This is a genomic window from Pseudomonas sp. JQ170C (assembly GCF_035581345.1).
Taxonomy (GTDB): Bacteria; Pseudomonadota; Gammaproteobacteria; order Pseudomonadales; family Pseudomonadaceae; genus Aquipseudomonas.
Window position 1 is genome coordinate 3,568,679 of the sequence record NZ_CP141608.1, and the last position, 14,199, is coordinate 3,582,877.

A 14,199-nucleotide genomic window follows, 5' to 3' on the forward strand; every position below is an offset into this window, starting at 1 on the left:
ACAAAACAGTAAATCGCAGGCGAAGCCGGGCCGTGTCGGGCCCTGGCTCGCCAGTCAACATGGATAGAAACGTGGGGGTGACTCAGTGGCGGCTGTCGCCCTGGATACGACGGCGCAAACGGCTGGAGACCAGGTCGGCGGCCACCACCATGAGGGTGATGACGATGATGCAGGTGGCGGTTTCCTGGTACTTGAACAGTTTCAGGCTGCTGACCAGTTCAAACCCCAGCCCCCCTGCCCCGACCATGCCCAGTACCGTTGCCGAGCGCAGGTTGACCTCGAAGCGGTACAGCACCACCGCGATCCAGGCGGTGATCACCTGGGGGATCACGCCAAACACGATCACCTGCAACGGCCGCGCGCCCGTGGCTTGCAAGGCTTCTATCGGCCCCTGGTCGATCTCCTCGATGCTGTCGGCAAAGAACTTGCCGAGCATGCCCACCCCGTGCAGCGCCAGGGCCAGCACGCCGGGAAATGGCCCAAGGCCCACCGCCGAGACAAACACCAGCGCCAGGATCAGCTCGTTGATGCTGCGGATCACGTTCAGGGTTTGCCGGGTGCCGGCATACAGCCAGCCATTGCCTTGCAGGTTGCGCGCCGCCAGGAACGCCAGCGGGATGGCGAAGACGATCCCCAGCAACGTACCCCACAGGGCGATCTGCAGGGTCTCGACGGCCGGTTGCCACAACCTTGGCAGGATGCTCAGGTCAGGCGGCATCGAGCGGGCCAGAAAGTCGCCGATCTGCGGCAAGCCGTTGCTCAGCTCGCGCCAGCTCAACTGGGTGCCCTGGGCGCTCCAGTGCAGCAGGGTCACGGCCAGCAGCACCCAGGCGCCGGTGACGATCCAGCCACGCGGGGTGTCGGGGGTGTTGACCAACCACTGGTAAGGGGTGGGTTGTCGGTTCATCAGGCGACTCCTCCGCCAATCTGCATACAGGGCACCGCCACCGGGTTCTGGCTGGCATCGGACTGGCGCTCGGCCTGCGGGTAGATGCGTTGCAGGCAGGCCTCGTCCAGGACCTCGCGCTGGCTGTCGAACACCAGCCGGCCATGGGCCAGGCCGACGATGCGGTCACCGAACTCCCGGGCCAGGTCCACCTGGTGCAGGTTGCAGACCACGGTGATGCCCAGCTCGCGGGTGGCATCGCGCAGGTACTGCATCACCCGCCGGGCGGTCTTGGGGTCAAGGCTGGCCACCGGCTCATCGGCCAGGATCACCTTGGGCCGCTGGGCCAGGGCGCGGGCGATGCCGACCCGCTGCATCTGCCCACCCGACAGCGAGTCGGTGCGGGCCGTGGCCTTGTGCGGCAGATCGACCTGCTCCAGGCAGTTCATCGCCAGGGCCACGTCGCGGCGACTGAACAGCTGCAGCAGCGAAGCCAGGGTCGACACCGAGCCCAGGCGCCCGGTAAGCACGTTCTTGAGCACCGACAGGCGCGGGACCACATTGTGGTGCTGGAAGATCATCGCCACCTGGCGACGCAGCTCGCGTTGCTGGCCGGCGCCCATGGCGTCGATGCCGGCAATCTGCAATTCACCGCTGTCGGCCTGCACCAGGCGGTTCATGCAGCGCAGCAGCGTCGACTTGCCGGCCCCGGACTGGCCCAGCACCACCACGAATTCGCCGGCGCCGATATCCAGGTCGATGCCCTTGAGCACCGGGTTGTCGGCGTAGTCCTTGACCAGGCTGCGCACGCGGATCATTTCATGCTCCGCAAGTCGAGATCGAGGACCTTGGCGGTGTCGCGCACCACGTCATAGGCGGCATCGGTGGTCGGCTGAAAACCATTGAGCTGGCCCTGGTCGCCCCACGGCACGTCCTTGATGTTGGCCATGGCGGCAGCGATTTTCTGCTTGAGCGCCGGGTCCAGGTTCTGCCGCCAGACCATCGGTGACTCGGGAATGTCGGAAGACGACCAGACGATCTGCAATTCATCCGGCTTGATATGCCCCTGGGCCATGGCGGAGGCATAGATGCGGTCAGCCACCGCCGCGGCATCAACCTTGCGGTTGGCCACGGCAAGGATGCTGGCGTCGTGGGAGCCGGAGAAAATCACCCGGGAAAACACCTTGTCCGGCCTATAGCCGGCCGCTTCCAGGCCCGCCTTGGGGAACAGATGACCAGACGCCGAGCTTGGATCGACAAAGGCGAAGGTATGGCCCTTGAGGTCGCTCAGCTGATGGATGCCGCTGTCCTTGCGCGCCACGATCTGGCTGCGGTAGGCACTCTTGCCAGCCTTCTTGGTCACCGCCACGGCGAAGGCATCGACGCCGGCCACCTGGTGCGCAAGCACATAGGAGAACGGGCCCAGGTACGCCACGTCGAGCTTGCCTGAACGCAGTGCCTCGATCACACCGTTGTAGTCAGTGGCCACGAACGGCTTGACCGGCATGCCGAGCTGGCGCTCAAGATCCGCCAGTACCTGCTTGCTGCTTTCGATCATGGCCTGGGAGTCTTCGGAGGGAATCAGGCCGATGCTCAACGACGACTGCGCCCACGCCGGGTTGCAGGCCAGCACGGGCAACAGGGCAAAGCCGGTCAAACGGAGCAGTTTGGCGAACGGGTTCATGGGGAGTGTCCTGCGGTTGTTGTTTAAGGTCACTCCACACTAGGGGTGTCACGTGACAGTCACAGCTTCAATTCACTATGCGTTTTCCCGCAAAACCATTGATGGAAGCTATGGATGTCCACCACCAAGTTGCGCACCTTTCTCGCCGTCGCCCGCCAGGGCAGCTTCAGCGCGGGCGCCCGTGCCCTGGGCTTGAGCCAGCCGACCGTCACCACCCAGATCCAGGCCCTGGAGCGTGACTACAACGTCGAGCTGTTCCATCGTCGGGGGCGGCGCATCGAGCTGACCGTGGTCGGGCGCCAGTTGCTGCCCATCGCCCAGCAACTGGGCATGCTGGAGCTCGAAGCGTTCAACCTGCTGCGCGACTCCGGCAAGCTCAACCGTGGCCAGCTGAAGATCGGCGCGGTGGGCCCCTTTCATGTCATCGAGATGGTCGATGCCTATCGCCACCAGTACCCGCAGATCGACTTGTCGATCAAGGTCGGCAACTCGGCCACGGTGCTGGCCGAGCTGGAACACTACGTGACCGATGTGGGGGTGCTGGCGGGCCTGCATCAAGACCCGGCCTTCTGCGCGCAGCTGTATGCCCGTCACCCCGTGGTGCTGTTTGCCAATGTCGACCATCCGCTGGCGCGCTTTGATGAACTCCCCCTGCAGGCGCTGCAAGGCCAGCCGCTGCTGCACCGCGAAAGCGGCTCCACTACCCGGCTGGCCCTGGAAAAAGCCTTGATCGAACAGGACGTCACGCCGCGGGTGGTCATGGAGATCGGCAGCCGGGAAGCCCTGCGTGAGGCCGTGATCCGCGGGATCGGCGTGGGGGCGGTGTCGGAGGCGGAGTTCATTGCCGATGCGCGGATCAGGACCATCCGCTTGCAGGGCGATCCGGTGCACACCGAAACCTACCTTTACTGCCTGGCCGAGCGGCGCAACAGCCAGGTGATTTCGTCATTTCTTGACCTGGTGAGCACACGCCAGGTCGGTGCCTGACATTGCTGCACAGCATGCCGCACTGCACTGCATTTTCAGGTTATTGTTGATCCATCAGTGGGTAATTATCCTCTGGGCACTCCCCCAACCCGAGGAACTGATCATGGTTATGCGCGTACACCTTGAGCACAGCGGCGACCCGCAGGTGCTGCAACTTCAATCGGCCCCCGTCCAGGCCCCCGGCCCCGGCGAGGTATGGCTGGAACAAGCGGCCATCGGCGTCAATCCATTGGATGTGAACCAGCGCAAAGGCGATGTGCCCCTCTCCCTGCCGTCGGGACTGGGGCTGGAAGGTGCCGGCACGGTGGCGGCCATTGGCCCGGGCGTGAGCAACGTTCAGGTGGGCGACCGTGTGGCCTATGCCACGGGCCCCTTGGGTGCCTATGCCAGCGCCCGGTTGTTCCCGGCCGAGCGCCTGGTCAAGCTGCCCGACACTCTGACCTGCGAAGCAGCGGCTGCGGTGCTGTTCAAAGGCATTACCGCCCAGTACCTGCTCAAGAGCACCTACCCGGTCGGCCCGGGAACGCGGGTGTTGATCTATGGCGCAGCAGGGGCGTTGGGTCAATTGATGGTGCCGTGGGCCAAACACCTGGGAGCATATGTGATTGGCGTCGTCTCCAGGACGCAAAGCGTGGCCAGGGCCACGGCGGCCGGTTGCGACGCGGTGCTGGTGTTCGATGCCCAGACCCTGGCCGCCCAGGTGCTGGAGGTGACCCAGGGGCACAAGGTCGATGTGGTGTACGACTCGGTTGGCCGGGTGTCGCTGCAGGCCTCGCTCGACAGCCTGCGGCCACGGGGTTTGCTGGTGTCGTTCGGGGCAACCTCCGGTGCCCCCGAGCCGCTGGCCATGAGCACCCTCAACGCCAAGGGTTCGCTGTTTGTCACCCGCCCGTCCCTGGCCGCCCACACCGCCACCACGGACGAATACCAGCAACGTGCGCAGGACGTGCTGGCGGCCGTGACGGCAGGTATCATCCAGCCGCACATCTGGCGACGCTACCCGCTCACCGATGTGGCCAGCGCCCATGACGACCTGCAACAAGGCCGCTCCGAGGGCGCGCTCATTCTTTTGCCCTGATGCGTGAGGCACAGCACCGACATGGACCCGTTCGACAGTCGCCAGGCCGATGAGCTGGCCACCCTGCTGGCACTCTTCACCCATGGCTCGTTCGCGGCTGCGGGGCGGCAGTTGCAGCGTCATCCGTCGGTGCTGTCCAAGCGCCTCAATGCCATGGAGCAGCGCCTGGGCATCCGCCTGGTCGAGCGCACCACCCGTCAGTTGCGCTTTACCGACGAAGGCGTGCGCCTGGTCGAGCGTTTTCAACAGGCGCTGAGCCTGATCGGCGAAGCCGAGCGTGAGGCCGCCCAGGGCGCGGTGCAGATCAGGGGGCGTTTGCGCCTGGCGCTGCCCTCGACCATGGGGCGGATGTGGCTCAGTCCGCTGCTGGCCGAGTTCGCCCTGGCGCATCCGCAGGTGACACTGGAAACCGAGTACTCGGAGCGCTTTGTCGACCTGGTGGCAGAGGGTTTCGATGCGGCGATCCGCATTGGCGAACTGAGCGACAGCCGTCTGGTAGCGCGCAAGCTCTGCGAACATCAACGCATCCTCTGCGCCGCCCCGGCCTACCTTGTACGCCATGGGCAGCCCGCGTCACCGGCCGCGCTGGCCGAGCACAATTGCCTGGGCTTCACCGGCTTGCGTTCGTATCCGCAGTGGCAATTGTTTTGCGACGGTGAGTGCCAGAGCGTGAAGATCCAGGGTTCGATCCGCAGCAACGACAATGAAGCCCTGTTGGCCGCGGCCCGGGCCGGCGTTGGCATCATTGCCGGCGGCGACTGGATGATGAAGAAAGACCTGGACGCCGGCACCCTGCAGCGGGTGCTGCCGCAGTGGCAGCTGGACAGCGATGCCGGGATCTACTTCGTTCGCCCCGGCGCCCGCTTCAACAGCGCAGCGACCACCGCGATCAAGCAGTGGATCGAACAGCAGTTCGCCAATGGCGCGCCCTGGCGCTGACTCAGTCGCCTTCGTAGGCGCGTTCGAGCGCAGCGATGTCCATCTTCTTCATTTTCAGCATGGCCGCCATGACCCGCCCGGCCTTGTCCGGGTCCTGGTCTTCAAGCAGCTCGAACAAGCGTACGGGCACCACCTGCCAGCTCAGGCCATAACGGTCCTTGAGCCAGCCACAGACCTGCGCCTGCGGGTCGCCATCCTCGCCCAGGGTGTTCCAGTAATGGTCGATTTCAGCCTGGCTCTGGCAGTTGATCTGCAATGAAATGGCTTCGTTGAACGTGAAGTGCGGCCCGCCATTGAGGGCGCTGAATTGCTGGCCGTCGAGATCGAAGGAAATGGCCATGACAGAACCCGCCGGGCGCCCGTGGATTTCGCTGCCGACTTCGCTGTAGTAGCTGGTGCTGAGAATTCTGGACGCGCCGCCGAAGGTCTGGATGTAGAACCGTACGGCCTGCTCGGCCTGGTGGTCGAACCACAGGCAGGGGGTGATGGTCTGGATGCGTTGCATGTGTAGCCTCCTGTTTGAATGCAATCGCGGGGCAAGCCCGCTCCTACCGGTAGGAGCGGGCGTGCCCCGCGAAGGACCACCCAGGCAACAGAAGGCCCTTAGTAGTAAGCGTTCTCTTTCTGACTGTGGTCAGTCACGTCACGCACACCCTTGAGCTCGGGAATACGCTCGAGCAAGGTCCGCTCGATGCCTTCCTTCAAGGTGACGTCGGCCTGGCCGCAGCCCTGGCAACCACCGCCGAACTGCAACACGGCGATGCCGTCCTCGACCACTTCGATCAGGCTGACCTGACCGCCGTGGCTGGCCAGCCCCGGGTTGATCTCGGTTTGCAGGTAATAGTTGATGCGCTCGTTGATCGGGCTGTCTTCGTTGACCATCGGCACCTTGGCGTTCGGCGCCTTGATGGTCAGCTGGCCACCCATGCGATCGGTGGCGTAGTCGACCACGGCGTCCTCAAGGAACGGCACGCTGACGGCGTCCAGGTAGGCGGTAAAGCTGGCAAGACCCACGGCGGTGTCTTCCGGCTTTTCTTCGCCCGGCTTGCAGTAGGCAATGCAAGTCTCGGCGTAGGTGGTGCCTGGTTGGGTGATAAAGATGCGAATGCCAATACCCGGAGTGTTCTGCTTGGACAGCAGATCGGCCAGGTAATCGTGCGCGGCGTCGGTAATAGTTATGGCGCTCATGGAAGTTCCTCACAGACTTGCCGGCAGTTTACGCCAACCTTGGCGCCGAACAAAGTCCTAGTAATTTTGTCGGGAAAGCGTTACAGGCGCCGGCGCCCCCACAGGCGGTGCAAACCAGTCGCTCAGGTGGCGGTAAAGGCGCTTTTCCAGCAACAGGTAACTGCCCCAGGACAGCAGTGCAATCAAGGGCACGCACAGGGCAAACACCGCATAAGGGCTCATCCCCAGGCGCTGGCTGGCGAACCAGCCGCCATACAGCACCAGCACATGCACCAGGTACACCGAATAGGAGCTGTCGCCCAGCGCCTTGAGCAAGCGGTTGCCCTTGAAGTACGGCTCCAGCGACACGCAGGCCAGCACGATCAGGGCGCTGGGCAGGCCCCAGTGCAACAGGCGCCGGGATGCGTCCAGGTAGTGAATCGCCACACCCGCCAGCAGCAGGATCGCCAGGGGCAACCACAAGCCCTGGGCGACCCAGCCACGCCGGTACAGCACGCCGATGCCGATGCCCAGCAAAAACTCGTAGACGATGTTGTTGCGGTAGAAGTGATTGAGCAGCCCGGCCCGGGTCAACACTTCGCTGACCAGCAGCAAGGCCGCCGCTACCAACAGCACCCGGTGCTGCTGGCGCACCAGGAATACCAGGGAGAACAGCAGGTAGAAGAACATTTCATAGTTCAGGGTCCAGCCGACGTTGAGCGTCGGGTACTGACCATAACCGCCGGGGTTCTCGGCCGGGATGAACAGCAGCGACAACACGAAATGCTCAAGGTCGATGGCCTGGTGCGGCATCCACTGGCGCGCGGTGAGCAGCAACAGCCCCATCAACGCGGTGTAGAACCAGTAGGCCGGCACGATGCGCAGCGCCCGGTTGAGCAGAAAGCGCTGGGGCGCAATGGCCTTGTCGCGGGTCGAGAGGTAAATGACCATGCCGCTGATGACAAAGAAGATATCCACCCCCACGGCACCGCGGTCGGTGAGGAACTGGCCGACGGGGCCACTGGCGTGGAAGTCGAAGAAGATCTGCATGAAGTGGTGACACACCACCACCCAGGCGGCGAACGCCCTCAAGGCTTGAAGCGAATACAGCATCCGGACACCTGCTTGTGAATCCTACCCAAGCCCCGGCCGGAACCGGGGCTGCTTGCAGGGTGGGACCGCAGGATGCCGGGAAAGGTCAACCGACCTTCCCGGCGGTGAGGCTCAGAGGTTCTCGTAGCGGTTCATGTCGAGCACACCCGCTTCCACCGGATCGGTCTCCTGGATGTAGGTGCTCAGGTCATGGAAGTACTGCCAGAACTGCGGGTGGCTGCGGCGCACGCCCCAACGCATGACGATGCGCTCGAACTTGGCCGTGTCGTCGCGCGCCAGTTCCATGTCCTCGACAAACTCCGGCACGTCGCTGGCCGGGACGTTGAAGATGAAGTTGGGGTAGCTGCTGAGCACACCCGGGTACAGGGTCAGGGTGTCCAGGCCCGGCTGGTAGCGATAGGCCTCACCGAGCATGAACGCCACGTTGCTGTGGGCGCGGTTGCGCATCAGGCTGTAGACCTGGCGCTGGCCGCCCTGCCCTTCGATGCGCAGCATCGTCGCCTCGGGCAACTGGCCAATCACCTTCAGCCCCGCGGCCGGACGCGACACCAGGCGGCTGAGGACCTGCTCGACGCCACGGAACTCCTCGCTCATTTCAGGGCGCGAGCAATAGGCGCTGATGCAGCGGTTGATCGGGTCGGGGGCGGCGTTGAGGCTGCCGGTGCGCTGGATCAGCTTGAGGCCGAAGTCGCGCTTGGGATCATTGGCGGCCAGCTTCAAGGCTGTCGGGGTATCGGTGTCGATGTCCTCGTAGTCCAGCCACATCTTCACCTTGCCGCTGTTCTGGTACCAGTCGCTGAGGATCGCGCCACGCTGATCGGCCGGCATCAGGCGCAGGAAGTTGACCTCGGCCCCATTGCGGATCAGGTCGAAGTACAAGCGCGTCTGCGCCTGGTGCGAGACGTTGCCGTAGACGTCGAAGTTGACCGCCAGCTGGTAATAGGTGCGCTCGAACAGCGGGTAGTCGAACAGCCACAGGGTCTTGGGCACATCGCCAATCAGGCCCTTGGTCACCGAGGCGCTGTCGAAGTGACGGAAGATGGTCAGCAACGCGTTATCGTTGCCGGCCCACAGGGTCGACCAGCTCGGCGGCGGCATGTCGGCGTAGGTGTCGCGGCGCAGGCTTTCGTACTCGTTGCGCTTGTCGCGGTAGGCGTGCCAGAGGCTGATGATGCTGCCGACATCGTCGATCTGACCGGGCATGGCCAGCAGCGGCGTGGCCTGGCCCCGGTACTCGGCATCGGTCACGTAGCGGTCGTGGATCGGCTCCTGGAACAGCGCCCAGAATTGGTCGCGGATCACGTCGGTAGCGATCTGGCCACGGCACACCGGGCCACGGATGAAAGTGCGCACGAAGTACTCGGCGTTATCGAGCATGAACTGGTAGCGGGCCACGGCGGGAATCGCTTCAAAGGTCTCGAAGGGATTGGCGCGGTGGCGCGGGCCGTAGCCCGGCAGTGCATTGGCGTGCCAGTCGCCGCTGTAGAACAGCTGCTTGACGCGCTTGAGCTTCTGCGGGCCCATCGGGTAGGTGATGTGGGTTTTATGCACGATCACGCCCTGTACCGGCATCAGGCGGTAATAGAAGTCGGTACCGGGGGGATCGTTGGGGCGACGCGTGGCGATCAGGTCGATCGGCTGGCCGCTCGGTGTGCGTGAACGCACCCACTGGAAGAAGTGCCCGCCCTCGCCGCCCACGAAGTGGATGTGGGCCAGGAACAAGTGCTCATACAGCCAGCGGCCGACCAGGGCCTCGGTGGAACCGGGGCGGTTGAGCAGCGCTTCCCAGTCGGCGATCTGCGCAGCCTCGGTGGCGCTTGGCTGAATCGGCGCGTGCTCGACCGGGGCGCCTGCGGCAAGCCAGCGTTGCAGCGTCTGGTACTCGGCATCGGTGAGGCCGGTGACCGCCAGCGGCATGCCCTCCTTGGGATGGGCACCGGCGTAGGCGTCGAACTCGCCCGGCTGCGGGCACATGTTGTTGCGGTTAAGGCCCAGGACGATCTCTTCGGGCAGCTTGGCATTGGGCGTCAGCGGTGTCTTGTGGCCCAGTTCGAGCATCCGCGCCATCAGCGCGGCCTGGCTGCCCTGGTTGTCGAGCACCGAATAGAACCCCTTGCGCTGCCAGGCTTCAGTGCTCTGGGCGTCGTAGAAAAGCCGCGTCGGGGCCACGGCCTTGCTGCGGTCGCCCTGGTACACCGGTACCTTCGAGGCGCCTCGCGAGGCGCCCTCGGCACTGCCCAGGTTGAGCTGGCAGGCTGCGTCGTTGCAGGCGTGGCAGGCCACGCATTTCTCGGTGAAGATCGGTTGGATGTCCCGGGTATATGAAATAGCCGGGCTCGATTGAGGGGCTTGCCCTAGCGCTGCGCCACTGAGTAACAGAGCGAAAGCGCCGGCAAGTAAGCGATGCACCATGTGCCGAATGTCCTGGGTATTGAAAGCTTCACGATTCTACCGGTGCTGGTGGCGTGCCAACATGAATGAAATTCATGTAAACCTTCGACACGTCTAAAAACCGCGCAGCTTTGTTATTATTCCGCAACTTTTGTTTTCGCCCGACCAGGTAGTCCTATGTCTGACCGCAGCGCTCGTTTCCAAGCACTTCAGCAAGCACTCAAAGAGCGCATTCTGATTCTCGATGGCGGCATGGGTACTATGATCCAAAGCTACCGCCTCGAGGAACACGACTATCGTGGCACGCGCTTCGCCGATTGGCCAAGCGATGTCAAAGGCAACAATGACCTGTTGCTGCTCTCGCGCCCGGATGTCATCGCCGCCATTGAAAAGGCCTACCTTGACGCGGGCGCCGATATTCTCGAAACCAACACCTTCAACGCCACGCAGATTTCCCAGGCCGACTACGGCATGGAGTCGCTGGTGTATGAGCTGAACGTCGAAGGCGCGCGCATCGCCCGCCAGGTCGCCGATGCCAAGACCCTCGAAACCCCGGACAAACCCCGTTTCGTTGCCGGTGTCCTGGGCCCGACCAGCCGTACCTGCTCCATTTCCCCGGACGTCAACGACCCAGGCTTTCGCAACGTCACCTTCGATTTGTTGGTAGAAAACTACATCGAGGCCACCCGCGGCCTGATCGAGGGCGGCGCCGACCTGATCCTGATCGAGACCATCTTCGACACCCTCAACGCCAAGGCGGCGATCTTCGCCGTGCAGCAGGTGTTCGAGGAAGACGGCCTGGAATTGCCGATCATGATTTCCGGCACCATCACCGATGCCTCGGGCCGGACCCTGTCCGGCCAGACCACCGAAGCGTTCTGGAACTCGGTGCGCCATGCCAACCCGATCTCGGTGGGCCTGAACTGTGCGCTGGGTGCCAAGGACCTGCGTCCCTACCTGGAAGAGCTGTCGACCAAGGCCGGCACGCATGTCTCCGCCCACCCCAACGCCGGCCTGCCGAACGCCTTCGGCGAGTACGACGAAACCCCGGCCGAGATGGCCGCAGTGGTCGAAGAGTTCGCCGCCAGCGGTTTTCTCAACATCATCGGCGGTTGCTGCGGTACCACCCCGGGGCATATCCAGGCCATCGCCGAAGCGGTCGGCAAGTACCCGCCGCGCGCAATCCCGGACATTCCCAAAGCATGCCGGCTGTCGGGCCTGGAGCCCTTCACCATTGATCGCAGCTCCCTGTTCGTCAACGTCGGCGAGCGCACCAACATCACCGGTTCCGCCAAGTTCGCCCGGCTGATTCGCGAAGAGAACTACACCGAAGCCCTGGAAGTGGCCCTGCAGCAGGTCGAGGCCGGCGCCCAGGTGATCGACATCAACATGGACGAAGGGATGCTCGATTCCCAGGCGGCCATGGTCAAGTTCCTCAACCTGATCGCCGGTGAGCCCGACATCTCCCGCGTGCCGATCATGATCGACTCCTCCAAGTGGGAAGTGATCGAGGCGGGCCTCAAGTGCATCCAGGGCAAGGGCATCGTCAACTCGATCTCGATGAAAGAAGGCGTCGAGGCCTTCAAGCATCACGCCAAACTGTGCAAGCGCTATGGCGCCGCCGTGGTGGTGATGGCCTTCGACGAAGTCGGCCAGGCCGACACTGCCGCACGCAAGCGCGAGATCTGCCAGCGCAGCTACGACATCCTGGTCAATGAAGTGGGCTTCCCGCCCGAAGACATCATCTTCGACCCGAACATCTTTGCCGTGGCCACCGGCATCGAAGAGCACAACAACTACGCCGTGGACTTCATCGAAGCCTGCGCCTACATCCGCGACCACCTGCCCTACGCACTGAGCTCCGGCGGGGTGTCCAACGTCTCGTTCTCGTTCCGCGGCAACAACCCGGTGCGCGAGGCGATCCACTCGGTGTTCCTCTACCACGCGATCCAGAATGGCCTGACCATGGGTATCGTCAACGCCGGCCAGCTGGAGATCTACGACGAGATTCCCCAGGTCCTGCGCGAGAAGGTCGAGGACGTGGTGCTCAACCGCACCCCGGAAGGCACCGACGCCCTGCTGGCGATCGCCGACGACTACAAGGGCGGCGGCGCGGTCAAGGAAGTCGAGAACGAAGAATGGCGCTCGCTGCCGGTCGGCAAGCGCCTGGAACACGCGCTGGTCAAAGGCATCACCGCCTTTATCGTCGAAGACACCGAGGAATGCCGCCAGCAATGCGCGCGGCCGATCGAGGTGATCGAGGGCCCGCTGATGAGCGGCATGAACGTGGTGGGTGACCTGTTTGGCGCCGGCAAGATGTTCCTGCCCCAGGTGGTGAAGTCTGCCCGCGTGATGAAGCAGGCCGTTGCCCACCTCATTCCGTTCATCGAAGCCGAAAAAGGCGACAAGCCCGAAGCCAAGGGCAAGATCCTCATGGCCACGGTCAAGGGCGACGTGCACGACATCGGCAAGAACATCGTCGGCGTGGTGCTGGGCTGTAACGGCTACGACATCGTCGACCTGGGCGTGATGGTGCCGGCCGAGAAGATCCTGCAAACCGCCCGCGAGCAGAAGTGCGACATTATCGGCCTGTCCGGCCTGATCACCCCGTCGCTGGACGAGATGGTCCATGTTGCCCGCGAGATGCAGCGCCAGGATTTCCACTTGCCGCTGATGATCGGTGGCGCCACCACCTCCAAGGCGCACACTGCAGTGAAGATCGAGCCCAAGTACAGCAACGACGCGGTGGTCTACGTGACCGACGCCTCCCGCGCAGTGGGTGTTGCCACGCAGTTGCTGTCCAAGGAACTCAAGCCCGGCTTTGTCGAGAAGACCCGCCTGGACTACATCGACGTGCGCGAGCGCACTGCCAACCGCAGTGCCCGCACCGAACGCCTGAGCTACGCACAATCCATTGCCGCCAAGCCGAAGTACGACTGGGCCGGTTACCAACCGGCGGTGCCGAGCTTCACTGGCGTCAAGGTACTGGAGAACATCGACCTCAAGGTGCTGGCCGAGTACATCGACTGGACGCCGTTCTTCATCTCCTGGGACCTGGCGGGCAAGTACCCACGCATCCTCACCGACGAAGTGGTCGGTGAAGCAGCCACCGCCTTGTTCAAGGACGCCCAGGAAATGCTCGCCAAGTTGATCGACGAGAAGCTGATCAGCGCCCGTGCGGTGTTCGGCTTCTGGCCCGCCAACCAGGTCAACCATGACGACATCGAAGTCTATGGCACCGACGGCCAGCCGCTGGCCCGGCTTCATCACCTGCGCCAGCAGACCATCAAGCCGGACAGCAAGCCCAACTTCTCCCTGGCCGACTTTGTCGCGCCCAAGGACACCGGCATCACCGACTACGTGGGTGGCTTTATCACCACCGCCGGCATCGGCGCCGAAGAAGTGGCCAAGGCCTACCAGGACAAGGGCGACGACTACAACTCGATCATGGTCAAGGCCCTGGCCGACCGCCTGGCCGAGGCCTGCGCCGAGTGGCTGCACGAGCAGGTCCGTAAAGACTACTGGGGCTACGCCAAGGATGAGCACCTGGACAACGAGGCGCTGATCAAGGAGCAGTACTCGGGCATCCGCCCTGCCCCGGGCTACCCGGCCTGCCCGGACCACACCGAGAAGGAAACCCTGTTCCGCCTGCTCGATGGCACCGCCATTGGCGAAACCGGCCCCAGCGGCGTGTTCCTGACCGAACACTTCGCCATGTTCCCGGCGGCGGCGGTCAGCGGCTGGTACTTCGCCCACCCACAGGCGCAGTACTTTGCCGTGGGCAAGGTCGACAAGGACCAGGTTGAAAGCTACACCGCGCGCAAGGGTCAGGATCTGAGTGTGAGTGAGCGCTGGTTGGCGCCTAACCTGGGCTACGAGAACTGAAAGCGCGGGGCAAGCCCGCTCCCACTGTGGGAGCGGGCTTGCCCCGCGATTAGGTCTAGACTGAGAAAA

General features: G+C 63.8%; 11 protein-coding genes. 4 read left to right on the forward strand and 7 right to left on the reverse strand.

The window, feature by feature from the left end; translation table 11 throughout:
• Positions 1 to 82: 82 nt before the first annotated feature.
• From phnE to phnD, 3 genes are read right to left on the reverse strand one after another with little or no spacing between them, the layout of a single operon-like run.
• A complete protein-coding gene (gene phnE, locus U9R80_RS15950; protein ID WP_301841054.1) occupies positions 83 to 907 on the reverse strand; it encodes a phosphonate ABC transporter, permease protein PhnE in 825 nt (274 codons plus the stop codon).
• The gene (phnC, locus tag U9R80_RS15955; RefSeq protein ID WP_301841052.1) at positions 907 to 1,704 is read right to left on the reverse strand and encodes a phosphonate ABC transporter ATP-binding protein; all 798 of its coding nucleotides are present in this window, start codon (positions 1,702 to 1,704) and stop codon (positions 907 to 909) included. The genes phnE and phnC overlap by 1 nt, the downstream gene beginning before the upstream one ends.
• Positions 1,701 to 2,570, reverse strand: coding sequence for a phosphonate ABC transporter substrate-binding protein (gene phnD, locus U9R80_RS15960; RefSeq protein WP_301841050.1), 870 nt, complete (start codon positions 2,568 to 2,570; stop codon positions 1,701 to 1,703). The genes phnC and phnD overlap by 4 nt, the downstream gene beginning before the upstream one ends.
• A 114-nt stretch (positions 2,571 to 2,684) precedes the next feature.
• Here phnD and U9R80_RS15965 point away from each other — a divergent pair, with 114 nt between their 5' ends.
• The 3 genes from U9R80_RS15965 (at position 2,685) to U9R80_RS15975 (ending at position 5,574) form a co-directional block, all read left to right on the forward strand.
• Positions 2,685 to 3,557 carry a LysR substrate-binding domain-containing protein gene (locus tag U9R80_RS15965; protein ID WP_301841048.1) on the forward strand — a complete coding sequence of 291 codons (873 nt, stop codon included), beginning with the start codon at positions 2,685 to 2,687 and terminating at the stop codon, positions 3,555 to 3,557.
• A 103-nt stretch (positions 3,558 to 3,660) separates the two neighbouring features.
• Positions 3,661 to 4,635, forward strand: a complete 975-nt coding sequence (locus U9R80_RS15970) for a quinone oxidoreductase family protein (RefSeq protein WP_301841046.1) — start codon at positions 3,661 to 3,663, stop codon at positions 4,633 to 4,635.
• A gap of 21 nt (positions 4,636 to 4,656) precedes the next feature.
• On the forward strand, positions 4,657 to 5,574 hold the full coding sequence (locus tag U9R80_RS15975; protein WP_301841045.1) for a LysR family transcriptional regulator: 918 nt from the start codon (positions 4,657 to 4,659) through the stop codon (positions 5,572 to 5,574).
• A 1-nt stretch (position 5,575) separates the two neighbouring features.
• On the opposite strand, the gene U9R80_RS15980 is transcribed toward U9R80_RS15975, so the two are convergent.
• The 4 genes from U9R80_RS15980 to U9R80_RS15995 form a co-directional block, all read right to left on the reverse strand.
• Positions 5,576 to 6,079, reverse strand: coding sequence for a VOC family protein (locus tag U9R80_RS15980; RefSeq protein WP_301841044.1), 504 nt, complete (start codon positions 6,077 to 6,079; stop codon positions 5,576 to 5,578).
• Positions 6,080 to 6,177: 98 nt separating this feature from the next.
• Positions 6,178 to 6,762, reverse strand: coding sequence for a Fe-S biogenesis protein NfuA (nfuA, locus tag U9R80_RS15985; RefSeq protein ID WP_028941949.1), 585 nt, complete (start codon positions 6,760 to 6,762; stop codon positions 6,178 to 6,180).
• Positions 6,763 to 6,819: 57 nt separating this feature from the next.
• The gene (locus tag U9R80_RS15990) at positions 6,820 to 7,854 is read right to left on the reverse strand and encodes an acyltransferase family protein (RefSeq protein ID WP_301841042.1); all 1,035 of its coding nucleotides are present in this window, start codon (positions 7,852 to 7,854) and stop codon (positions 6,820 to 6,822) included.
• Positions 7,855 to 7,965: 111 nt separating this feature from the next.
• Positions 7,966 to 10,266, reverse strand: a complete 2,301-nt coding sequence (locus U9R80_RS15995; protein ID WP_301841040.1) for a fatty acid cis/trans isomerase — start codon at positions 10,264 to 10,266, stop codon at positions 7,966 to 7,968.
• Positions 10,267 to 10,422: 156 nt separating this feature from the next.
• Here U9R80_RS15995 and metH point away from each other — a divergent pair, with 156 nt between their 5' ends.
• Positions 10,423 to 14,130 carry a methionine synthase gene (gene metH / locus U9R80_RS16000; RefSeq protein ID WP_301841039.1) on the forward strand — a complete coding sequence of 1,236 codons (3,708 nt, stop codon included), beginning with the start codon at positions 10,423 to 10,425 and terminating at the stop codon, positions 14,128 to 14,130.
• Positions 14,131 to 14,199: the final 69 nt, after the last annotated feature.